The following is a 22,124-nucleotide window of genomic DNA, read 5'->3' as shown; positions in this document are numbered from 1 at the left end:
GGAATTCCCGCCTCCACCGATGTCTGCCCGGGAACGCGGAACGGCCCTGGTCCGCCCGTGCGTAGAGGCGGACCCGTGTCAGGGCACAGGGCTCTCGCCGACGCGCGGTGCGCCGTTACGAAGTGCACGCCCCGGTCGTGACGGGCACCGTGACGGCACCGGCCCGGGGGCTGGTGTTCCGTCGTTCCCGATACCTCGGGCCGAACTGTTTTCCCCGGGTGCGTTGCTATACGGGATACCCCGTTCACCGTCCAAGGACGCTCGACCTGGATTTTACGATCATTGAACCGGAGTTCCACGACTCCGCCCCGGCCGTGACCGGTTCCCTCCCCGCTGAGTTCGTGCCGCGAACTCGTCCCGGGCAGTTTTTCGTAGGACCTGTCCTTGCCGCGGCCGGCCGGTGGGTCGCGGCAAGGACGGTGCGTCCACCTGCGCCCCGCCGCCCCACGGGGTCACTCGCGGCCGCAACCGTTCGGTATCGAAGGCTGTCACGTCACACAGAGGTTCTCTTCATACTGATCCCCCCACACATCCGACGCACCGAAGCCGCGGACAGTGCCTGAGTCGTCCACTCCGTCACCCGGGGACTCGACTACGCGGCGATCCCGTCCAACTGCCGGGCACACCAGGTCCCCTCCTACGACGAGACGACCGCCAAGTCGAATGTGGTGTGTGAGTTCGGCCGGACGCTGGAGCCCGGCGCCTCCTGCACGTTCGACACACCCCTCTCGCTCACAGCGCGGGGCCGGGCGTTCCACGACGACCTGCACGTGAGTGCCGGGGACACCGCGGCTACCGGGCCCCGCCGCAGCGCGGGACGGCCGTGACCGGCGGTGGCCGTCCCGCCCGCACCGTCTCCGGTCAGGCCCGGGCCGCGAGGGCGGCGTCGATCTCCCCGAGGAAGGCGTCCAGATCACCCGGATTGCGTGAGGTGATCAGCGTCCAGCCACCGGAACCGTCCGTCACGACCGGTTCGTCGGTCCATTCGCCGCCCGCGTTGCGGATGTCGGTCCGCAGTGAGGCGTAGGAGGTCAGCCGCTTGCCTGCGACGACGCCCGCTTCCACCAGCGCCCAGGGACCGTGGCAGATGGCCGCCACGGGACGGCCGGAATCCGTGAAGGAACGGATGATGTCGGTCGTGGCGTTCTGGAGCCGGAGGGTGTCCGCGTTCAGCGTGCCGCCCGGCACGAGCAGCACGTCGTAGGCCGCGGGGTCGGCGTCGGCCAGCGTGAGGTCGGGACGAACGGTCTCCCCCGGATCCTTGTCACCGACCAGCGTCGCGATGTCGTCCATCGACACGGCCGCGACGTCGACCCGCACTCCCGCACCGCGGAGGTGCTCGAGGGGGACCAGGAGTTCGTCCTGTTCCACGCCGTAGTTGGTGACCACGGCCAGTACCTTGCGCTGCTTCACATCGTTGTCGGTCATCAGCTGCCACCTTTCCTCCGCGCGGACCACCGGATCGCGGCCCGCGAATCACGACGTTCCCCTGTTCGGCAGGGGCATGTCCTGGGCCCGTGCGGCGAAGCCCGGGACCAGGTCCGCTCAGGCTCCGTCGTCCTCCTGGATGTGCACCGCGGCCTCCTCGGCGGAGGCTGCGCCTCCGTCGATGCCGACGTCCCGGCCCAGCACCCTGTTGTCGCGTGCGGACCCGGGTTCCTCGTCGGCCACGGCGACGCGTCCCGCGCGCTCGTCCCCGGCGTCGACCTCCTCCGGACCGTTGTCCTCCGGCCCTGCGCCGGCCGGGTCGGCCAGGAGCGGGTCCTCCTCCGGCACCTCCTGGGCGAGGCGGCGGTCGAGGGATTCGCCCTCCCGCTGCTCCTCGCCCGTCGTGCCGTACTTCGACACGCCCAGGGGCTTCTCCGGTGGGGAGTACCCCGCGTCCAGCACGTCGTCCAGGTCGGGCTCGTCGAGCACGTTCTCCGGGTCCAGATCGTCCGTCGGCCGGTTGTCCGCGTCGGACCCATCCGGCTGGTACACGTCGTCACCGCGTCCTTCGTCCGGCATCGGGCCGCTCCTTTCCTTGAGGTATGCCGTATCCGCCGTCGCCCGTACGAGGGTCGTGCGGCGTCGTCCCTCTCCTGCCCACGCGCACGCACGTCAGTGATGCGATTTCCGGGTGGCCGCTCGTGACCCCCGGGTGCGCGCGGTTCGGCCGCCGTGGAGCGGACGCCCTGGTCAGGCCCGTCGCGGTCACACCGTGTCGGCCCCGGCAGCCTATGGCGGATCCTCGGACGCTGCGACCGGACGGACGGGCCGCAGGGTCGCGCCGGCCGGGAGAGCGGACGTTGTCGCGGCGGGAGGTCTGGAGGAGCGCGGAGAGGGCAGACGGCGAGACGCCGGGGGTGAACCCCGGTCCCCTGCGCAGCCGAGGGTCACCGAAACGACGGGAACACCATGCCGACCGACATACCGGAAAGACCCGCAGCCCTCCCCGGCGGGCCCGCAGCCCTCCCCGGCGGGCCCGTCTCCGCCACGCCGCCGCCGCGTACCGGGGAACACACCCCGCCGTCGCCGTCGGCGTCCCGCTCCGTGGCGGAGCCTGCGAGCAGTACCCCCCGGACCCCCAGGGGCAGGGGCCGGGCCGCAGGGGTCATCGCCTCGACGGCGGTGTGCCAGGCCGCCCTGATGGTCGGGCTCGGACTCCTACTCACCGGGCCCGCGGCCACGGTCTGGCCGCTGACGGCCGAGGACGAGATCGCCGACTCGCTGGAAAGTGCCCGCACCGGGACGCTCGACACGGTCTCCCTCGTCGTGTCCGAGGCGGGCAACACGACCACGGTCGTCGTCGGCACCCTCCTCTCCTGCCTCGTCCTGCTCCTGGTCCCACGGCTGCCCCGGTGGCGGGACGCGCTCTTCCTGGCCGTCGCCGTGTCGCTCCAGTCACTGGTCTTCCTGGTCATCACCGAAGCGGTGGACCGCAACCGGCCCGACGTCGAACGCCTCGACGCCTCGCCCCCCACCTCCAGCTACACCTCAGGACACACCGGGGCGGCGACAGCCCTCTACGCCGGTCTCGCGGTGCTGGTCCTGCAGCGGACGAAGGGGCCGTGGCGCAAAGCCGTGGCGGCCCTGTTGCTTCTCCTGCCCGTGCTGGTGGGGATCGCCAGGATGTACCGGGGGATGCACCACCCCACGGACGTCGTGGGGGGCCTGCTCAACGGCGGGCTGTCCCTGCTGATCGTCGGCCGCGCGCTGCTGGCGGGGCCCCATGTGCCCGGCGTCGCGCCCGCTGCCGGGGCGGCTGACGAGGAGCCGGCCCGCGGGGTGCCGACCGGGCGCACCACGGTGGTGTTCAACCCCACCGTCACCGACGAGGCGGCCCGCGCCGCCCTGCGAAGGATCCTCGAGGACCACGGCCACCACGGCGCGGACTTCGTGCCGACCACGGCCGACGATCCGGGGGAGGGGCAGACGGCGCACGCGGTGCGCGAAGGAGCGTCGCTCGTCGTGGTCTGCGGCGGCGACGGGACGATCCGGGCGGCCGCGGAGGCACTGGCGGGGACGGGCGTCCCGCTCGCGGTGGTGCCCTGCGGCACGGGCAACCTCCTCGCCCGCAACCTGGGGCTTCCGGTGAAGCCGGCGGAGGCGCTGTCCGTCGCGCTGCGCGGTGCGCCGCACCGCATCGACCTCGGGCGGATCGAGGGCGACGGCCTGGCGCCCGCGCACTTCACGGTGATGTCGGGCGCCGGGCTCGACGCCGTGATGCTGGAGAGCACCAGTGACCGCGCCAAGGCACTGATGGGCTGGCCCGCCTACGCGGTGGCCGGTCTGAAGGAGCTGCGCGCACCCCGTATGCGCCTGACGGTCGGCATCGACGGTGCGCGGCCCCTGCGGCGCACCGCCCGGATGGTGCTCATCGCCAACACCGGCAAGGTGCAGGGCGGTGCCACCCTGGTCCCGGCCGCCCGGCCCGACGACGGCCTGCTGGACCTCATGATCCTCGACCCGCGCGGCCCCGCCGGATGGCTGGCCGCCGTCGCCTCGCTGGCGCGCCGCGGGCCGGAGGGCGGGACCGGCCGCGCGGGCGGGTCCCGTTCCGTGGAGTACTTCACCTTCCGGCGTGCCGACATCCGCTTCGACGCCCCGCAGCACCGCGAACTGGACGGCGATCCCGTGTCCCCCGGCCGCCGCCTCACCGCCCAGGTCAGGCCCGGCGCGCTGACCGTACTCATGCCCGTGCGAGGAGAGTGAGATGGGTACCGCCACCAGGGTCCCCCAGACCCGGGACATGATCGGCAGCGAACTCTCCGGTGACGAGGCGCTGGCCACCCTGCGGCGCTACGGCCGCTGGCCGCTGCTGCGCGACTCCTTCGTCCGCTTCCGGTACGCCGACGGCTTCAGCCACTCCCGGGCGCTCGCCCTGCAGACCGTGCTGGCCGTGGTGCCGCTGGTCATCGCCTTCGTCGGACTGTCGACCGCCCTGCACACGGAGAACCTGGGCAGGGTGGCGGAGCTGACGATCCAGCGGATCACCGCGGGGCCGAGCGCCGAGGTGGTCGACGACGCGCTGGACCGCAGCCGGCGGAGCGCCGACGACGGGGCCCAGCTCGCCCTCTGGTTCGGACTGGTCTTCTCCCTGAGCAACACCACGACGGCGATGTGCCAGATAGAACGCGGGGCCAACCGCATCTACGGGGTCGAACGCGACCGGGTCTTCCATCGGAAGTACCTGCGCGGGCTGGTGATGTCGCTGACCGCCGGCATCCCGCTCGGCGTCGGCTTCGTCGCGATGGTGGCCGGGGGCGACCTGGTGGCGGCCGTGGTCGACGTGTACGACCTCGGCACGGGCGCCCGGTCCGCGTGGGACCTGCTGCGCTGGCCCGCCGGGCTGGTCCTCGTCCTCATCTCGGCGAGCGCGATCTTCCGCCGTTCGCCGAGGCGCCGGCAGCCCGGCTACACGTGGCTGGCCTTCGGCGCCGCCGTGTATCTGGTGCTCTGGACCACGCTGACCTGGCTGCTCAGCCTCTATCTCCAGATCAGCGGTTCCTTCGACACCGTCTACGGCCCGCTCACCGCGTTCATGTCGCTGCTGCTGTGGGCCTACCTCACCTCCATCGCCCTCTTCCTCGGCCTCTCCTTCGCCGCCCAACTCGAGGCGGTGCGGGCCAAGCGGCCAGGTCCCGTACAACCCGACCCAGGAGCCTGAATGACTGCCCGACCCGCTGCCCCGGCCCTACGACGGCGCCGCCGGGACGCCGACCGCAGATTCGGGATCCGGCTGTTCGGTTCGGCGGCCGTCGCCGCGGTCACCGCCGTCCTGTTCGGCCTCCTGCTCGTCCTGGTGGAGAGCGGGTGGCATCCGCTGCGGCGCCTCGACGCCGGCGCGGCCCGGTGGCTGAACCGGACCGCCCTCGACCATCCGGCGTGGACAGGCACCCTGCGCTTCTTCTCGGACGTCGTGTGGGACCCCGTCACCCTGCGTGCGGCGGTCGCCGTACTCACCCTGTGGCTCGTGTACCGCCGTGCCTGGCGTCTGGCCGCGTGGTCGGCCGTCACCGCGGTGGCCGGGGGGCTGACGGGGCTTCTGGTGAAGATCATCGTCGAGCGGGCGAGGCCGGTCCTGCCGGACCCGGTGGCCCACGCCCCCGGATTCTCCTTCCCCTCCGGTCACGCGATGACGGCCACGACCTCGTTCGCGATCCTCCTGCTCGTCCTGCTGCCGCTGGTACGCCGCGGGCTGCGCCCCCTCTTCTGGGCCGTGGCGGCGGTCTCGGTGCTGGGCGTCGGATTCACCCGCATCGCGCTGGGCGTGCACTGGTTCAGCGACGTGGTCGGCGGCTGGACGCTCGGACTGGCCGTGGTGGCCCTGACCAGCTGGTCCTTCGAAGCGTGGCGCGCGGACGCGGGCCTCGGCCGGACCGCGGTGGCCGAGGGCCTGGAGCCGGAGCTGAGCAGCGACGATCCGGAGGCGCCCGGCGCCGGACAGTGATGGGAACGCGTGTTCTATTAGCGGCTAGGCTGGTCCCATGTCCGTTCATCTCCAGGGTTCACTCTTCGACCAGGCCGACAGCCCGCGCCTGGGCCGTCTCACCGGGCTCCGCAGGACGGTCCTCGGCGACGGGGCGTGGATCGACCTGCTGCCGGCCTGGCTGAGCGGCGCCGACGAACTCTTCGCCGCGCTCGCCGCGGAGGTGCCCTGGCGGGCGGAGCGGCGGCAGATGTACGACCGGACCGTCGACGTTCCCCGGCTGCTCGCCTTCTACCGGGCCGGGAACGCGCTGCCGAGCCCCGTTCTGGACGAGGCCCGCGACGCGCTGTCCTCCCACTACGTCCACGAGCTGGGTGAGCCCTTCACCACGGCAGGGCTCTGCTACTACAGGGACGGGCGCGACAGCGTCGCCTGGCACGGCGACCTGACCGGCCGCAGCTCCCACGAGGACACGATGGTGGCGATCCTCTCGCTCGGCGCCCCGCGTGACCTGCTCCTGCGGCCGTGCCGCGGAGGCGAGACGGTGCGCAGGCCGCTGGGCCACGGCGACCTGATCGTCATGGGCGGATCGTGCCAGCGCACCTGGCAGCACGCGATTCCCAAGACCGCTCACGCCAGGGGGCCGCGGATCAGCGTCCAGTTCCGCACCCGCGGAGTGCGTTGACACGAGCGGGAAAATCCCCCAGGAGGACGCTTCCGCATGCCGGTGGCCGGTGCGGGCAGGCGCTGAGGCGTACAGGAACACCTCCTACCGAAGGGACCTCCTTATGCCCGAGGAGACGCGGAAGAACATCTTCGTCATCGGCCTCGACGAGGCGAACCTGCCGACGCTGGAAGCGGTCCCGGACGCCGGTTCCTACCGGTTCCACCGCCTGCTGACGATCGAGGAACTGCAGGAGGGCGAGGTGTCCGTGCCCGCTCTGATGGACCGTGCACGGGCCGTTCTCGACACGCACGACGGCAGCGTCGATGCGATCGTGGGCTACTGGGACTTCCCCGTGAGCACCCTCGTCCCCATGCTCGGCAAGGAGTACGGCGTACGCACGACCAGCCTCGAATCCGTCGTCAAGTGCGAGCACAAGTACTGGAGCAGGCTCGAACAGGCCAAGGTCATCGACGAGTACCCGCGCTTCGGCAGGGTGGACCTGGAGACGGACGACCCGCACCCGCCCGAGGGGGTGAACTTCCCCATGTGGCTCAAACCCGCCCTCGCCTACTCGTCGGAGCTGGCGTACGGCGTCTCGGACATGACGGAGTTCCGGACGGCCGTCGACGAGATCCGTGCGGGCATCGGACGGGTGGGCAGGCCCTTCGACTCGGTACTCGAACTCCTGGACCTGCCTCCGGAGATGGACGGCGTGGGGGGCCAGGTCTGCCTGGCCGAGGAGGCGATGACCGGGATCCAGGTCGCCGTCGAGGGATACGTCCACCAGGGCGAGGTGACCTTGTACGGCGTGCTGGACTCGATCAACTACCCGGCCTCCCCGTGCTTCCTGCGCCATCAGTACCCGAGCAGCCTCCCCGCCCCGGTCATCCGCAAGCTGCACGAGGCCAGTGAGCGCACCATGCGGCAGATCGGCATGGAAGCGGCCACCTTCAGCATCGAGTACTTCTACGACCCGAAGACGCGAGACATCAGTCTCCTGGAGATCAACCCCCGGCACTCGCAGTCCCACGCCGAGCTCTTCGACTACGTCGACGGCGCGCCCAACCACCACCGGATGATCAGCCTCGCGCTGGGCCGCGATCCGGCGCTCACCGGCGGCAAGGGGCCCTACGCCATGGCCGCCAAGTGGTACTACCGCTGGTTCGGCGACGGGAAGGTGCACCAGGTGCCGACCCCGGAGCAGCTCGCGGCCATCGAGCGCGAGATACCCGGCGTGCGTATCGACGTCGTCCCCGAGGAGGGGCAGAAGCTCTCCACGGTCTCCCAGCAGGACAGCTACAGCTACGAGGTGGCCCACATCTTCACGGGAGGCGACGACGAGGAGGACCTCCGCCGCAAGTTCGACCGGTGCGTGGCCGCCCTCGGACTCACCTTCGACGAGACGGAACCGGGAGGCCGCGGCACGAAGACCAGGTGACCCGTCAGGACCAGCACGACGAAAGGAGGTCGCACAGGTATGCGCTACGTCGACCAGCTGCCCTGCGCGATCCAGGAAGAGAAGCACGTCACGATCCCCATGGAGGACGGAGTCAAGCTCTCCGCCCGGGTCTGGCGTCCCACCGCCTCGGACGCGGAACCCGTGCCGGCCGTCCTGGAGTACATCCCGTACCGCAAGAACGACCTCACCTCCACGCGCGACGCCATCCACCACCCCTACATCGCCGGACACGGATACGCGTGCGTACGTGTCGACCTGCGGGGGACCGGCGAGTCGGAGGGCGTGCTGCTGGACGAGTACCTGGAGCGGGAGCAGAGCGATGCCGAGGCCGTGCTGGCCTGGATCGCCGCACAGCCCTGGTGCGACGGGAACACCGGGATGATGGGCATCTCCTGGGGAGCGTTCGCCGCTCTCCAGACGGCCGCCCGCAGGCCGCCGAGCCTGCGGGCCATCTGTCTCGCCTCGTTCACCGACGACAGGTACGCGGACGACATGCACTACCTCGGCGGCGCGATGCTGTCCGACAACCTGGCCGAGGCCGGGACCATGTTCGCGTACGCCACCTGCCCGCCCGACCCGGCCGTGGTCGGTGGACGCTGGCGGGAGATGTGGCGGGAACGGCTCGACGCCGCACGCCCCTGGGTCCTGGAATGGCTGCGCCACCAGCAGCGGGACGACTACTGGCGGCACGCCAGTCTGAGCGAGGACTACACGGCCCTGCGCTGCCCGGTACTCGCCTCCAGCGGCTGGGCGGACGGCTACTCCAACGCGGTGACCCGGCTGCTGAGCAATGTCGACGTGCCGCGCAAGGGACTGATCGGCCCCTGGTCGCACAAACTGCCGCACCTGGGCGAGCCGGGACCGGCCATCGGGTACCTCCAGGAGGTCGTGCGCTGGTGGGACCACTGGCTCAAGGGCATCGACAACGGCGTCATGGACGGCCCCATGCTCCTGGCCTGGATGCAGGAGAGCGTCCCGCCCTCGACCTCCTACGAGGAACGGCCCGGCCGGTGGGTCGGAGAGCCGTCCTGGCCCTCACCGAACATCGGTGAGGCGGTCCTCCCGCTGCGCGACGGCGCACTGGGAAGGCCCGGGGACCGGCGGAGCGAGGAGGACCGTGCCCACACGGTGCAGTCGCCGCTGTCCGTCGGCCAGTTCGCCGGCAAATGGGCCTCGTACAACGCCCCTCCGGACCTGCCCTACGACCAGCGTGAGGAGGACGGCGGATCGCTCGTCTTCCAGACCGCACCGCTGGACGGGCGCGTCGAAGTCCTCGGCGCACCCGCCCTCGACGCGGAGGTGGCCTCGGACGCACCGGTGGCCCAGCTCAACGTCAGGCTGTCCGACGTCGCACCGGACGGACGCTCGACGCGGGTGACCTACGGCGTACTCAACCTGACCCACCGCGACAGCCAGGAGCACCCGGAAGCGCTGGAGCCGGGCAGGCGGTACCGGGTGCGCGTCCCGCTGCACAGCATCGCGCACGCGTTCCCGCCCGGACACCGCATCCGGGTGTCGCTGTCCACCTCGTACTGGCCGCTCGTCTGGCCGGCCCCCCGGCCGGCGCTGCTCAGCGTGTACGAGAGCGGCAGCACCCTGACCCTGCCCGTCCGCCCCGAGGACGTGCCGGAGGACAAGGCCCTGCGCCCCTTCGGCGAGCCCGAAGGCTGCGCACCGCCCGCGGTCACGCGGCTGAGCGAGCCGGAACAGGCGTGGACCGTCACCAGGGACCTGGTCGACTACCGGTCGGTGCTCGACATCGTGAAGGACCGGGGACTCCAGCGGTACGAGGACACCGGGATCGAGACCGGGCTGAGGGCCTGCGAGAAGTACAGCTGGACCGGCGAGGACTTCGGATCGGTGCGCGGCGAGTCGGCCTGGGTGATGCGCTTCGGCCGCCCTGACTGGGACGTACGCGTCGAGACGCGCACCGTGCTGACCTCGGACGAGGACGCCTTCCACGTGGACGCGACGCTCGACGGGTACGAGGACGGCCGCCGGGTCTTCTCCCGCACCTGGAACGAACAGATCCCCCGGACGAACGTCTGACCCGTCGGCCCGGGGCGGCGCCCGAAGAGCAGGGCGCCGCCCCGGCGCGTACGTGACCCGCACGTGGAGACCCGCCGACGGGGTGGGGCTCGCGGGCGGTCAGGCCCCTGACCCCTCATCAGATGCCGGTCACCGCCCGGTGTGCGCGGGGCCGCGCACGGGAGACCCGCGGGGGCGCTCTCCCCAGGGGCGAGTGCTTGTGATCACCGACGCCGGGGCACCTTCGAAAAGGCGCATCGGGTGGCCGAGCGGAGAGCCGGCTCACCGGCGTGGCCGGAGGCTCGCCGGGAGCCGTCCCGGCAGAGCAGTGGGCACCCCGGTGGGCCGGGGATTAGGTTGGCGGGAAATCTCCGGGCAGCCGGACTCGTGATGGGGGCGAGCATGACCATGCAAAAAGGAACGAATGTCGCTGTGCCGGCTCAGGCCGTACGGGTCGAACTGGGCTGGCGCACCTCACCCGGGGCACCGGACGTGGACGCCTCGGCGCTCCTCCTCGTGTCGGGAAAGGTGCGCAGCGACGCGGACTTCGTCTTCTACAACCAGCCTGCCCACGCGTCGGGGGCCGTGCGTCACGAGGGAAAGCGGACCGCCGGGGACGGAGTCACCGACACCCTCGACGTCGATCTCGCCCGTATGGAGCCCGCGATCGACCGCGTGGTCGTCGTGGCCTCCGCGGACGGCGGCACCTTCGGCCGGGTGACCGGCCTGTACGTACGGATCGTGGACCGGACGAACGGCGCCGAGATCGCCCGGTTCGAGAGCACGGACGCGACCGTCGAGACCGCGTTCATCCTGGGGGAGCTCTACCTCCGCCAGGGCGCCTGGAAGTTCAGGGCCGTAGGGCAGGGGTACGACACCGGTCTGGGAGGCCTCGCGACGGACTTCGGCATTTCCGTCGACGAACCTCAGCGGCCGCAGGCGCCCCAGCAGACGCCTCCACCCCGGCAGCCCTCTCCGCCCCGCCCCGCCCCGGCTTCCTACGTCACCCCCCGGACGGCCCCCGCCCCACCGCCCGCGCCTCCCGCCGCGCAGCCGGTGAGGCTGACCAAGGTCACCCTCACGAAGGAGACCCCCTCCGTCTCCCTGGCGAAACAGGGCGGTACCAGCGGGGCGCTGCGCGTCAACCTCAACTGGGAAGTGCGCAAGCAGTTCAAGAGCTGGGGCGCGAAACTCGGCAGGGCCGTCGCCATGCACGCCGACCTCGATCTCGATCTCTGCGCGCTGTACGAACTCACGGACGGAAGCAAGGGCGTGGTGCAGGCCTTGGGGAACGCCTTCGGTTCTCTCGGCGGGCCGCCCTTCATCCACCTCGACGGCGACGACCGCACGGGCGCCCTCACCACCGGCGAGAACCTCACCGTCAACCTCGACCACAAGGACCGGCTGCGCCGCGTTCTGATCTTCGTCACCATCTACGAGGGCGCCCGGAGCTTCGCCGATCTGCACGCCACCGTCACGCTTCAGCCGCAGAACGGCGCAGCGATCGACTTCTCCCTCGACGAGTGCACGGTGCCCTCCACCGTGTGCGCGCTCGCGCTGATCACCAGCGACGGGGGAGACCTCACCGTGCAGCGGGAGGCCCGCTACCTCGTCCCCCAGCGCGGGGTGAGCCCTCAGCGGACCATCGACGCCGCCTACGGCTGGGGCATGGACTGGACCCCCGGCCGCAAGTGACCTCTCGGCCGCTCCCGGGAGGGACTCAGCTGTCCGGCGCGGTCTCGGGACGGGCGTACGTACGGCCCTTCCAGGCCGCACCGCGGCCCCGGTGGTGCCGCACCGCGGAGTCCACCGTCATCAGGAGATAGAGGACGGCGGTGAACGGCAGGAGCGGGGCCAGCCACAGCGACTGCCGGTAGTACCCCAGCATCGGCATGTAGGTGCCCGCCATCACCGCCCAGGCCGCACCGCCCGCCCACGCCGCCGCCGCATCGCCCGACAGCAGTCCGGCGGCGAGCGTGGCGGGCGGTGCCCCGTAGACCAGGCCCAGCCCCACGACCGTGCCGGCCAGCAGCAGCGGGTTGTACCGCAGCTGCGCGTACGCGCTCCGCGAGATCATCTGCCACAGATCCGCGAGCCGCGGACAGGGGCGCACGCTGTCCACCCGCTCCGCGAGCCCCAACCAGATCCGGCCACCGCTGCGCTGCACCGCGCGCGCCAGCGACACGTCGTCGATCACCGCCTGCCGGATCGACTCCGGGATCCGGGCGCGCTCGGCGGCGCCGGTCCGCAGCAGTACGCATCCGCCCGCCGCGGCCGCCGTGCGCGACCCCGCCCGGTTCACCCGGCGGAAGGGGTACAGCTGCCCGAAGAAGTAGACGAAGGCCGGCACGACCAGCCGCTCCCACGGGCTCGTCACCCTGAGCCGGGCCATCTGCGAGACCATGTCGAAGCCGCCCGCGCCCGCGTCGCCCGCCGCGGCGACCAGCTCCCGCAGGCTGTCCGGCTCGTGCGCGATGTCGGCGTCCGTCAGCAGGAGGAACTCGGGCTTCCGCCGCCGGGCCAGTGCGATCCCGTGCCGCACGGCCCAGAGCTTCCCCGTCCAGCCCGGCTCGGGCTCGCCCGGGGTCACCACCGTCAGCGGAAGTCCGCCGAACCGTACCGACAGCGCCCGCGCGCGGTCCCCGGTGCCGTCCGTGCTGCAGTCGTCGACGAGGAAGACCTCCGCGTCCCCGGGATAGTCCTGGGCGAGCAGCGACGGCAGGCTCACCGGCAGCACGTCGGCCTCGTCCCTCGCCGGGACGACCACGGCCACCGAGGGCCAGCGCACCGGCTCCGCACGCCGCGGAAGCCGCTGGTCGGTCCGCCAGAAGAACCCCTGGCCCAGCAGCAGCCACACCCACACGACCAGCGAACCCACGGCGATCCCGGCAACGGCGCTCATCCGCCGAAGTCTGCACCACTTCGGCGAGGCCGCAAGGGTTGTCGACTATGGTGACCGGGTGAAGATCGCACTGATGGACTCGGGAATCGGCCTGCTCGCGGCAGCGGCCGCAGTACGCAGGCTGCGGCCCGACGCCGATCTCGTGCTGTCCTCCGATCCCGGCTCGATGCCCTGGGGCCCCCGTACACCCGAGGACGTGACCGTCCGCGCGCTCGCCGTGGCCCGCGCCGCCGCGGCCCACCGGCCCGACGCCCTGATCGTGGCCTGCAACACCGCGTCCGTCCACGCCCTGCCCGCCCTGCGGGCCGCACTGGAACCGGGCGTGCCGGTCATCGGCACGGTGCCCGCGATCAAACCGGCCGCCCGGAGAGACCGCCCCATCGCCATCTGGGCCACCCCGGCCACCACGGGGAGCCCCTACCAGCGCGGGCTGATCCGCGAATTCGCCCGGTCCGTCAGCGTGACGGAGGTGCCCTGCCCAGGGCTCGCCGATGCCGTGGAGCACGCCGACGAGGCGGCCATCGACCGTGCCGTGGCGGCGGCCGCCGCCCTCACCCCGCCCGACGTCGAGGACGTCGTGCTGGGCTGCACCCATTACGAGCTGCTCGCCGAATGCATCCGTGCCGCGGTGCGGCAGCCGGGTCGCCCGCAGGCGTTCCTGTACGGCTCCGCCGAAGCGGTCGCCGCCCAGGTGCTCCGCCGCATCGGTGCCGATGCCGCTCCGTCGGCCGAACCCGTCGGCACCCTGACCGTCCTCCTCGGCGGACAGCCCGCCGGCCTCCCGGATCCCGCTCTGGCCTACGCCGAGGGCCGGCTGCTCCAGGCCGTCAGCCCCGCGCTCTGACCCGCCCCGGCCCGCCCGGCTGCGTCACGCTCCCCTCGCCGGGGTGCGGAACGTGGGTACGCTGCTTGGCATGACGGACCACCCCGGCAACGCGCGGCACGGTTCGAGCCAGGCCCCGAGCACGGTCTGGACGGGCCGGGCCACCAATCGCTTCCAGTGGCTGCTCGCGGTCGCCGGAGCGGGCTGCATGGCCCTCGGCATCGAGCTCGCCGTCGACTCCGCGTGGAGCTCGGGGATCGCACCGCTCCTCATGTCCGTCATCGGCTGCGTCGCCGCCGGACTGCTCATCCTCTTCGGGACCCTCGCCTTCGTCCACGTCGCCGTCAAGGTGGACGGCGACGCCCTTGAGGTGCGCTGCGGCCACATCGGACTGCCCAGGCGCCGGATCCTGCTCACGCACGTCGTCGGCGCGGACTTCGCACCCAGGGTCACCCCGCGCCAGTGGGGTGGGTGGGGCTACCGCTGGCGCCCCGAACAGGGCACCGCCGTGGTCGTGCGCCGGGGCGAGGCGCTGGTCCTGAGGCTGGGGGACGGCAGAACCTTCACCGTCACCGTGGACGACGCGGAAGCGGCCGTGCGCTTCATCCGCGACCGCCTCCACCTGCCGGCCGGCGGGAAGCCCGGAGGCCCGGCGGGCGGCTGAACGGCCGGAGCGACTGCCGCTCCCACGGCCCGCCACCGTAGACTCCGCCGGGTGAGCGCCACCATCACCACCGTCGACCCGCCGTCCCCCGCACCCGTGCCCCGCAGCGGGAGACCGTGGCCGCGGCTCGTCCGGCCGGCCGCGGCCGTCCTGTCCGGTCTGCTGCTCTACGCCAGCTTCCCGCCCAGGCCCCTGTGGTGGCTCGTGCTGCCCGGTTTCGCGCTGCTGGGGTGGGTCCTGTCCGCCCGCAGGCTGCGCACCGCGTTCGGTCTCGGCCTCCTCGCGGGCCTCGGATTCATGCTTCCGCTGCTGCACTGGACGGGGGAGGAAGTCGGCCCGGTCCCGTGGCTCGCGCTCGCGTTCGCCGAGGCGCTGTTCATCGCCGTGGGCTGCGTGGGGATCGCCGCTGTCTCCCGGCTCGCCTACTGGCCCGTCTGGGCGGCCGCCGTCTGGGTGCTCGACGAGGCGGTCCGGGCCCGGGTGCCGTTCGGCGGCTTCCCCTGGGGCAAGATCGCCTTCGGCCAGGCCGACAGCATGTTCCTGCCGCTCGCCGCGCTGGGAGGCACCCCGCTGCTCTCCTTCGCCGTGGTGCTGTGCGGATTCGGGCTCCTCGAAGCCCTTCGGCAGGTCCGCCGGTACCGCTCCACCGGTACCGTTCCCCGCGCCGCGGTGGTGGCGGCGGCCGTCACGGTCGCCGTCCCTGTCGTGGCCGCCCTCGCGGCGCTGCCGCTCGTCGACGACTCGGCCGAGGACGGCACCGCCACCGTCGCCGCGATCCAGGGCAACGTGCCCCGACTGGGGCTCGACTTCAACTCCCAGCGCCGGGCCGTGCTGGACAACCACGCCGACCGCACGGAGCAGCTCGCCCGCGACGTGAAGGCGGGCAAGGTGGCCCAGCCCGACTTCGTCCTCTGGCCGGAGAACTCCTCCGACCTCGACCCGTACCGCAACCCCGACGCCCGCGAGGCGATCGACCGGGCCGTGCGGGCGATCGGCGTCCCCACGGTCATCGGGGCCGTCCTGGCCCCCGACACGGGCGCGCTCCGCAACACGCTGATCGAGTGGGACCCCGACAACGGCCCCGTCGACACGTACGACAAACGGCACATCCAGCCGTTCGGCGAGTACATGCCCATGCGGTCCTTCGTGCGGATCTTCAGCAAGGACGTCGACCGGGTGCAACGGGACTTCGGGTCCGGCAGCAAGGTCGGCGTGTTCGATCTGGCGGGCACCAGGGTCGGCCTCGTGACCTGCTACGAGGCCGCGTTCGACGACGCCGTGCGCGACACCGTGAAGGACGGCGGCCAGCTCATCGCCGTCCCGAGCAACAACGCGACCTTCGGGCGCAGCGAGATGACCTACCAGCAGCTGGCCATGTCCCAGGTGCGGGCGGTCGAGCACGGGCGCTCCGTCGTCGTGCCCGTCACCAGCGGCGTGAGCGCCGTGATCCGGCCGGACGGCACGATCGTGCAGAAGACAGAGATGTTCACTCCCGACGCCCTGGTCGACGAGGTTCCGCTGCGGTCCTCGCTGACGCCCGCCACCCGGCTGGGAACCCTGCCCGAAGGGATCCTCGCGCTGCTCGCGGTGGCCGGCCTCGGCTGGGTGGCGGTCCGGTCCGTACAGGCGAGGAAGGACCGCAGGCAGGAGCCGGAGAGCGTCCCGTCGGCCACGTAGGATCGCCGCATGGCTACTCCCGACTTCATCCGTGAGATCCGTGCCACGGCCGGTCATCAGCTGCTCCTGCTGCCGGGCGTCAGCGCGATCGTCTTCGACGACGAGGGCAGAGTGCTCCTCGGGAGGCGGTCCGACACCGGTGAGTGGTCGGTCGTCGGTGGCATCTCCGAGCCGGGCGAGGAGCCTGCGGCGACAGCCGTGCGCGAGGTGTACGAGGAGACCGCCGTGCGCTGCGTGGCGGAGCGGGTGGTGCTCACGAAGGCGCTGGAGCCGGTGACGTACGCCAACGGGGACGTGTCCCAGTACCTCGACATCACGTTCCGCTGCCGGGCGACCGGCGGCGAGGCGCGGGTCAACGACGACGAGTCCCTCGAGGTGGGCTGGTTCGCCCTGGACGCGCTGCCGCCGCTGAGCGAGTTCTCGCTGTTCCGGATCAGGCAGTCCGTCGCGGACGAACCCACCTGGTTCGAGCCCGCCGGATCCTGACGGCACCGAGGCCTCCTCCCCGCCGACCGGGCGGGGAGGAGGCCTCGGTGCCGTGGCCGGTTCAGGCGTTGCGTGCCTCGGCGTGCATCTCGGCCCGCTCGCCGACGACGTCCGTCCGGTCCGGCCCGTCGGCTTCGATGTCCGTGAGGTCCCGGTTCCGGGTCTCCTTCGCGCAGACGATCGCCAGTACCGTGACCAAAGCCGCGGCGATGACGTACAGCGAGATCGGCGTCGAACTGCCGAAGTCGGCGAGCAGGGCGGTCGCGATCAGCGGTGCCGGGGCACCCGCGGCGACCGAGGAGAACTGGGCGCCGATCGACGCACCCGAATAGCGCATCCGGGTCGCGAACATCTCGGAGAAGAACGCCGCCTGCGGCGCGTACATGGCGCCGTGGAAGATCAGCCCGACCGTGACGGCCAGCAACAGGCTCCCGAAGCTCCGGCTGTCGATGAGGGCGAAGAACGGGAACATCCACAGCCCCACACCGATCGCGCCGACCAGGTAGACGGGCCTGCGCCCCACCCGGTCCGACAGCGCACCCCACAGCGGGATCACGGCGAAGTGCACGGCGGACGCGACGAGTACGGCATTGAGGGCCGTCTGCTTGCTGAGATCCGCGGCGGTCGTCGCGTACACGAGGATGAACGCCGTGATGACGTAGTAGCTGATGTTCTCGGCCATCCGCGCGCCCATGGCGATGAGCACGTCCCGCCAGTGATGCCGCAGGACGGCGACGAGCGGCATCTTCTCCGCCGGAGCGGCGGCGGACCTGCGTAGCTCGGCCTGGGCCAGGGCGGCCTTGAACACAGGGGATTCATCGACAGAGAGACGAATCCACAGTCCGAGGATCACGAGCACGCCCGAGAGAAGGAACGGGATCCGCCAGCCCCACGCCTCGAAGGCGGACTCGGACATGAGCGCGGTGAGAGCGGAGAGCACCCCGGTCGCGAGCAACTGCCCGGCCGGCGCGCCCGTCTGGGGCCACGACGCCCAGAAGCCGCGGCGCTTCGCGTCACCGTGCTCCGACACGAGCAGCACGGCCCCGCCCCACTCGCCGCCGAGGGCGAAGCCCTGCACCAGCCGCAGGACGGTGAGGAGCACGGGAGCGGCGGATCCGATGGTGGCGTGCGTCGGCAGGAGCCCGATGGCGAAGGTCGCGCCACCCATCAACAACAGACTCAGCACCAGCAGCTTCTTGCGCCCCAGCCGGTCCCCGTAGTGCCCGAACACCAGAGCCCCCAGGGGGCGTGCGGCGAATCCGACCGCGTAGGTGAGGAAGGAGAGCAGCGTGCCGACGAGCGGGTCGGAGCCGGGGAAGAACAGTTTGTTGAAGACCAGCGCGGCAGCCGATCCGTAGAGAAAGAAGTCGTACCACTCCACGGTGGTCCCGACGAGGCTCGCGGCGACGATGCGGCGAAGGTTCGAGGCGGGTGGGGGAGCGGTTACTGGGGCGGCCATGGGTACCACTTCCGGACAGTTGGCGGGGACGATTCCGTGTCGCCATACCGTAGGAAGGGGCAGGTCAGGGGCGTATGTGGCGGGACACCACAGTTCGGGTGCGCGGTGTGCGGGCGGACGCCACGGGGAGGTGTCCGGGGCCTGCTCCGACGGTGTCCACCGCCGCCCCGGTCACACCCCACGTGTCCTGAGGGAGAGTCGGGCCGGTCGCCGGACTCGTGCCACCGGGCAGAGGTGGCCCCCGGGCCCGGGCGGTCGTCATCGGCGGGACCGACCGGCCGAAGATGTCCTGCCGGCCGTTTCGGAGCCCGTTCGTACGGGCTCGGCCGACAGGACGGTAGAGGCGACGGAGCCACGGCCGGCAGGGAACCGGCACCTGCCCCGTGGCCGTCCGATTCGCTGGGCCTCCGGGCGGGCGGGGCAGGTCTGCGGTTCACGCCGCCTCGGACCGCTGCGCTGCTCCGGACGCGCCCCGGCGCAAGGCAGCGGCCGGCGCGCGCTATGCGGAGGGCCGGGCCTGGATCAGGCCGCTGATCTCCTGGGGGGTGAGGCCGGTGAGCTGAACGATGCGCGGGGCCGGGATGCCGGCAGTCAGCGCGCGGTGCACGAGTGCTTCCCGGTCCTTGGGCATCTCCCGGAAACCGACGAGCTCTGCTTCCAGGTCCGCGATGGCTTTCGGAGCGCACTCCTGGTGCACACGCAGCGCCTCCTCCTCGCTCAACGGAACGGGAAGGCTCTCGGCATCCTCGGGAATCAGCGCTTCGGCGTCGGCGGGGAGGATCCTGACCCGCTCCGAAGAAGCGGAGACACCGTGAGCCTGCAGCCACCCGTGCACAGCGGGCGTCTCCGCACACGCCAGGGCGCCGACCGCGGCGAGAGCGGCCCCCACCAGGGGGTAGCCGTCGGGGAGCAGGAACAAGCGAGCGTCGTGGTCCATCGTGTGCGAATCTCTTCCTGGTCGGCGCCTCGGTGACGGCTCGATAGTAGCCGCGGCGTGCGCGTGCAAGGCCCTCGTGTCCTCTGCTCCGGCGGGAGCGTCCACCGGTGGAACCAGCAGGCGTCACCGGTACGCCGGTACGCGATCCGGCCCCTCCGCCGCGCAGGACGATGACCCGTCACCATCCGCCGCGGCAGCACGAGCCGCCGGTGGAACTCCCGGGGGACCGAGGGGTTCGGTCGTGCCCGCCCGAGGGGCAGTTCGAGCGACTCCGGAGGGGCGGAACTATGTAAAGATGCCGTCATGTCCGGATTTCGCATCCGCTCCAGATTTTCTTCGGACACTCGGCGGCCGGACAGTTCGGCCGGCAGTCCGGGAAGGGGTCCGCGCTCCGTACTGAGCATCCACAGTGTCGTCGGCCAGATGTTCCTGCTGCAAATGGCAGTCGTGGTGATGCTCGCCGTCGGTGCCGTCGTCGCGCTCGTGCTGGCCGCCGGGCGCGACAGCAACCGGGATGCCCGCGACCGGTCCCTCGCCGTCGCGCAGGGCTTCGCCAACTCCCCGGGGATCGCGGCGGCCCTTGCGTCCCCCGATCCCACCGCGGCACTGCAGCCGAGTGTCGAGCGGGCTGCCAGGAACGCCGACGTCGACTTCGTGGGCGTCACGAACCGCGACGGCGTCTACCGGGCCAACTCCGTGCCCGATCGCATCGGCCTTCGCACCACCACCGAGCTCGCTCCCCTGCTGGTCGGGCACACGGTACGGGAACAGGCCGTGGGCTCACTCGGCCCGCAGGTCAGGGCCTACGTCCCCGTCAGGGCCCCGAACGGCTCGGTGGTCGGCCTGGTCACCGCCGGCGTCACACTCAAGCATGTCGGCGACAGGGTCGCGGAGCAGATGCCCGCCCTGCTGGGAGCCATCGCCGGTGCGGTGGTGCTCATGACGGGCGGAGCGGCACTGGTCAGCCGACGCCTGCTGCGCCAGACGCACGGTCTCGGCCCGGCCGAGATCACCAAGATGTACGAGCACCATGACGCGGTGCTGCACTCCGTGAAGGAGGGCATCCTCATCGTCGATGTGGACGCCCGGCTGCTACTCGCCAACGACGAGGCGCAGCGCCTGCTCTCCCTCACCCCGAAGGCCCAGGGCCTCCCCGTCGACGAGCTCGGGCTTCCCTCGCAGACGGCCGACCTGCTGGCCTCGGGCCGTGTGGCAACGGACGAGGTGCACCCGGTGGGAGGCCGGCTGCTGGTGGTCAACCAACGGCCCACCAACCGGCACGGAGGGCCCGGGGGCAGTGTCACCACTCTCCGCGACTCCACCGAGCTGGAAGCCCTGTCCGGCAAGGTGGAGGCTTCCCAGAAACGCTGGAAGGTGCTGTACGGCGCCAGCGTGAGCATCGGCACCAGCCTCGAAGTGACCCGCACCGCCGAGGAGCTCGCCGATGCGGTCGTGCCGGACTTCGCCGACTTCGTCACCGTCGACCTGGCGGAGCCCGTACTTCGTGGCGGGGAGCCCACGGGGTCGGAGCGGGAACTGCGCCGCGCGGCCACGGCCGGCATCCGCGAGGAGCATCCGCTCCTCGCCACCGGCGAGCCGATCGGCCTCACCTCCTCAGCCCCGCAGATGGAGGGCCTGGCCGGAGGGAGAGGCGTCCTCGAGGCGGACCTCCGCACCGCGACGCGGTGGCAGGCGCAGGACCCCGAGCGCACGCGGCAGATCCTCGACTACGGATTCCACTCCCTCATCATCGTGCCGCTGTCCGCACGGGGAGTCGTCCTGGGGATCGCGGGCTTCTGGCGCTCGGAGCGGCCCGAGCCCTTCGAGCCGGACGATCTGGCTCTGGCCGAGGAGGTGACCGTCCAGGCCGCAGTCTGCATCGACAATGCCCGCCGCTACACCCGTGAGCACACCGTGGCCGAAACCCTGCAGCGCAGCCTGCTGCCCGGCGACCTGCCCAGGCAGAACGCCCTCGAGGTCGCCCACCGCTACCTGTCCGCCCACGCCAAGGTGGGCGGCGACTGGTTCGACGTCATCACTCTCTCCGGTGCCCGAGTCGCCCTGGTCGTCGGCGACGTGGTCGGTCACGGCGTCCATGCCGCCGCCACCATGGGCCGTCTGCGCACCGCCGTGCACAACTTCTCCGCCCTCGATCTTCCACCGGGCGAGCTCCTGGCCCACCTCGACGAGCTGGTCGCCCGCATCGACACCGACGAGGCCACGGACGACGGGAGCGCGGCAGTCACCGGCGCCACCTGCCTGTACGCGATCTACGACCAGGTCACCGGAGACTGCGCCCTGGCTCGCGCGGGGCACCCTCCGCCCGCCGTCGTGCATCCGGACGGCACCGCTGTCTTCCCGGACGTCCCCGTCTCCCCTCCCCTGGGGGCAGGCAGCGGCCTGCCCTACGAGACCGCCCGGCTCAGCCTGCCCGTTGGTTCCCGCCTCGTCCTCTTCACCGACGGCCTCATCGAGTACCGCCGCCGCGACATCGACACGGGACTCGGCCTCCTGCGCGCCTCCCTGACCGGACGACCGCAGCGCACCCCCGAGCAGACCTGCCGGGACATCCTCGACGCCATGCTCCCCGGCCGACCCGGCGACGACGTCGCCCTCCTGGTGGCCCGCACCAAGCGACTGGACCCCGCCCAGGTCGCCGAGTGGGACGTGCCGGACGACCCCGCGGCCGTCGCCACCATTCGCAGGGAATGCGCCCGCCGACTCGCGGAATGGGAGCTCGAGGAGATCTCCTTCATCACCGAGCTGATCCTCAGCGAGCTGATCACCAATGCCATCCGCTACGGGACCCAGCCGGTCCGGGTCCGCCTGCTGAAGGACCTCACGCTGATCTGCGAGGTCTCCGACGCCTCCAGCACATCACCCCACATGCGCCGGGCGACGGCCACCGACGAGGGCGGCCGCGGTCTGTTCCTCGTCGCCCAGTACGCCGAACGCTGGGGCACCCGCTACCTCCCCCGGGGCAAGGTCATCTGGACCGAACAACCCCTGCACGACGGAGCGGCGGAACCGAGCGCCGTTCAGGTCGACGCCCTCCTCGACCAGTGGGACGAATGAACGGGACCCGGGGGCAGCGCGTCGGAGCCGTCCTGC

The 22,124-nt window shown here is 71.8% G+C and carries 17 protein-coding genes; 12 read left to right on the top strand and 5 right to left on the bottom strand.

The window, feature by feature from the left end; genetic code table 11:
- Nucleotides 1-861 precede the first annotated feature (861 nt).
- Nucleotides 862-1,428, bottom strand: coding sequence for a type 1 glutamine amidotransferase domain-containing protein (locus OG927_RS02795; RefSeq protein WP_330319641.1), 567 nt, complete (start codon nt 1,426-1,428; stop codon nt 862-864).
- A 117-nt stretch (nt 1,429-1,545) separates the two neighbouring features.
- Nucleotides 1,546-2,007 carry a DUF5709 domain-containing protein gene (locus tag OG927_RS02790; protein ID WP_330319640.1) on the bottom strand — a complete coding sequence of 154 codons (462 nt, stop codon included), beginning with the start codon at nt 2,005-2,007 and terminating at the stop codon, nt 1,546-1,548.
- A 390-nt stretch (nt 2,008-2,397) separates the two neighbouring features.
- Between OG927_RS02790 and OG927_RS02785 the strand changes: the two genes are divergently transcribed.
- The 7 genes from OG927_RS02785 to OG927_RS02755 all read left to right on the top strand — a co-directional run bounded on the left by OG927_RS02785 (nt 2,398) and on the right by OG927_RS02755 (nt 11,760).
- Complete coding sequence (locus OG927_RS02785) at nt 2,398-4,194, top strand: diacylglycerol kinase family protein (RefSeq protein WP_408058032.1); 1,797 nt, start codon at nt 2,398-2,400, stop codon at nt 4,192-4,194.
- A gap of 1 nt (nt 4,195) precedes the next feature.
- Nucleotides 4,196-5,149 carry a YihY/virulence factor BrkB family protein gene (locus tag OG927_RS02780; RefSeq protein WP_056794977.1) on the top strand — a complete coding sequence of 318 codons (954 nt, stop codon included), beginning with the start codon at nt 4,196-4,198 and terminating at the stop codon, nt 5,147-5,149.
- Nucleotides 5,150-5,932, top strand: a complete 783-nt coding sequence (locus OG927_RS02775) for a phosphatase PAP2 family protein (RefSeq protein ID WP_056794973.1) — start codon at nt 5,150-5,152, stop codon at nt 5,930-5,932.
- 37 nt (nt 5,933-5,969) lie between these two features.
- Entirely contained in the window at nt 5,970-6,596 is a 627-nt protein-coding gene (locus OG927_RS02770) for an alpha-ketoglutarate-dependent dioxygenase AlkB (protein WP_056794970.1), read from the top strand.
- 103 nt (nt 6,597-6,699) lie between these two features.
- Nucleotides 6,700-8,016 (top strand): ATP-grasp domain-containing protein, encoded by a 1,317-nt coding sequence (locus tag OG927_RS02765; protein ID WP_330319639.1) that lies wholly within the window; start codon nt 6,700-6,702, stop codon nt 8,014-8,016.
- Between the two features lie 39 nt (nt 8,017-8,055).
- Entirely contained in the window at nt 8,056-10,086 is a 2,031-nt protein-coding gene (locus OG927_RS02760) for a CocE/NonD family hydrolase (protein ID WP_330319638.1), read from the top strand.
- A gap of 369 nt (nt 10,087-10,455) precedes the next feature.
- Complete coding sequence (locus OG927_RS02755) at nt 10,456-11,760, top strand: TerD family protein (protein ID WP_124283139.1); 1,305 nt, start codon at nt 10,456-10,458, stop codon at nt 11,758-11,760.
- Between the two features lie 25 nt (nt 11,761-11,785).
- Here OG927_RS02755 and OG927_RS02750 read toward each other — a convergent pair whose 3' ends face one another.
- Nucleotides 11,786-12,967: a glycosyltransferase gene (locus tag OG927_RS02750; RefSeq protein WP_056794959.1), complete on the bottom strand. Its 1,182-nt coding sequence runs from the start codon at nt 12,965-12,967 to the stop codon at nt 11,786-11,788.
- Nucleotides 12,968-13,025: 58 nt separating this feature from the next.
- Between OG927_RS02750 and OG927_RS02745 the strand changes: the two genes are divergently transcribed.
- The 4 genes from OG927_RS02745 to OG927_RS02730 all read left to right on the top strand — a co-directional run bounded on the left by OG927_RS02745 (nt 13,026) and on the right by OG927_RS02730 (nt 16,617).
- Nucleotides 13,026-13,811 carry a glutamate racemase gene (locus OG927_RS02745; protein WP_330319637.1) on the top strand — a complete coding sequence of 262 codons (786 nt, stop codon included), beginning with the start codon at nt 13,026-13,028 and terminating at the stop codon, nt 13,809-13,811.
- A gap of 70 nt (nt 13,812-13,881) precedes the next feature.
- Nucleotides 13,882-14,454 carry a hypothetical protein gene (locus tag OG927_RS02740; RefSeq protein WP_056794954.1) on the top strand — a complete coding sequence of 191 codons (573 nt, stop codon included), beginning with the start codon at nt 13,882-13,884 and terminating at the stop codon, nt 14,452-14,454.
- 51 nt (nt 14,455-14,505) lie between these two features.
- Nucleotides 14,506-16,131, top strand: coding sequence for an apolipoprotein N-acyltransferase (gene lnt / locus OG927_RS02735; protein WP_330319636.1), 1,626 nt, complete (start codon nt 14,506-14,508; stop codon nt 16,129-16,131).
- 9 nt (nt 16,132-16,140) lie between these two features.
- Entirely contained in the window at nt 16,141-16,617 is a 477-nt protein-coding gene (locus OG927_RS02730) for an NUDIX hydrolase (protein ID WP_056794946.1), read from the top strand.
- A gap of 61 nt (nt 16,618-16,678) precedes the next feature.
- On the opposite strand, the gene OG927_RS02725 is transcribed toward OG927_RS02730, so the two are convergent.
- Together OG927_RS02725 and OG927_RS02720 are read right to left on the bottom strand one after the other, a co-directional pair.
- Nucleotides 16,679-18,076 carry an MFS transporter gene (locus OG927_RS02725; protein WP_124283141.1) on the bottom strand — a complete coding sequence of 466 codons (1,398 nt, stop codon included), beginning with the start codon at nt 18,074-18,076 and terminating at the stop codon, nt 16,679-16,681.
- A 499-nt stretch (nt 18,077-18,575) separates the two neighbouring features.
- Entirely contained in the window at nt 18,576-19,013 is a 438-nt protein-coding gene (locus tag OG927_RS02720) for a DUF6003 family protein (protein WP_330319635.1), read from the bottom strand.
- Between the two features lie 423 nt (nt 19,014-19,436).
- Here OG927_RS02720 and OG927_RS02715 point away from each other — a divergent pair, with 423 nt between their 5' ends.
- Nucleotides 19,437-22,088, top strand: coding sequence for a SpoIIE family protein phosphatase (locus tag OG927_RS02715; protein WP_319101482.1), 2,652 nt, complete (start codon nt 19,437-19,439; stop codon nt 22,086-22,088).
- Nucleotides 22,089-22,124 lie beyond the last annotated feature (36 nt).

Origin of the sequence: Streptomyces clavifer, assembly GCF_036345975.1 — a bacterium.
In the GTDB taxonomy this organism is placed as follows: domain Bacteria; phylum Actinomycetota; class Actinomycetes; order Streptomycetales; family Streptomycetaceae; genus Streptomyces; species Streptomyces clavifer.
The sequence above is the reverse complement of the archived record's forward strand: the minus strand, read 5'-3'. Positions and strand labels throughout refer to the sequence as shown.

Bases quoted from the DNA above. Each gene is read 5' to 3' on its own strand.
- OG927_RS02795 (WP_330319641.1), bottom strand. From the start codon at position 1,428: ATGACCGACAACGATGTGAAGCAGCGCAAGGTACTGGCCGTGGTCACC.
- OG927_RS02790 (WP_330319640.1), bottom strand. From the start codon at position 2,007: ATGCCGGACGAAGGACGCGGTGACGACGTGTACCAGCCGGATGGGTCC.
- OG927_RS02785 (WP_408058032.1), top strand. From the start codon at position 2,398: ATGCCGACCGACATACCGGAAAGACCCGCAGCCCTCCCCGGCGGGCCC.
- OG927_RS02780 (WP_056794977.1), top strand. From the start codon at position 4,196: ATGGGTACCGCCACCAGGGTCCCCCAGACCCGGGACATGATCGGCAGC.
- OG927_RS02775 (WP_056794973.1), top strand. From the start codon at position 5,150: ATGACTGCCCGACCCGCTGCCCCGGCCCTACGACGGCGCCGCCGGGAC.
- OG927_RS02770 (WP_056794970.1), top strand. From the start codon at position 5,970: ATGTCCGTTCATCTCCAGGGTTCACTCTTCGACCAGGCCGACAGCCCG.
- OG927_RS02765 (WP_330319639.1), top strand. From the start codon at position 6,700: ATGCCCGAGGAGACGCGGAAGAACATCTTCGTCATCGGCCTCGACGAG.
- OG927_RS02760 (WP_330319638.1), top strand. From the start codon at position 8,056: ATGCGCTACGTCGACCAGCTGCCCTGCGCGATCCAGGAAGAGAAGCAC.
- OG927_RS02755 (WP_124283139.1), top strand. From the start codon at position 10,456: ATGGGGGCGAGCATGACCATGCAAAAAGGAACGAATGTCGCTGTGCCG.
- OG927_RS02750 (WP_056794959.1), bottom strand. From the start codon at position 12,967: ATGAGCGCCGTTGCCGGGATCGCCGTGGGTTCGCTGGTCGTGTGGGTG.
- OG927_RS02740 (WP_056794954.1), top strand. From the start codon at position 13,882: ATGACGGACCACCCCGGCAACGCGCGGCACGGTTCGAGCCAGGCCCCG.
- OG927_RS02730 (WP_056794946.1), top strand. From the start codon at position 16,141: ATGGCTACTCCCGACTTCATCCGTGAGATCCGTGCCACGGCCGGTCAT.
- OG927_RS02725 (WP_124283141.1), bottom strand. From the start codon at position 18,076: ATGGCCGCCCCAGTAACCGCTCCCCCACCCGCCTCGAACCTTCGCCGC.
- OG927_RS02720 (WP_330319635.1), bottom strand. From the start codon at position 19,013: ATGGACCACGACGCTCGCTTGTTCCTGCTCCCCGACGGCTACCCCCTG.
- OG927_RS02715 (WP_319101482.1), top strand. From the start codon at position 19,437: ATGTTCCTGCTGCAAATGGCAGTCGTGGTGATGCTCGCCGTCGGTGCC.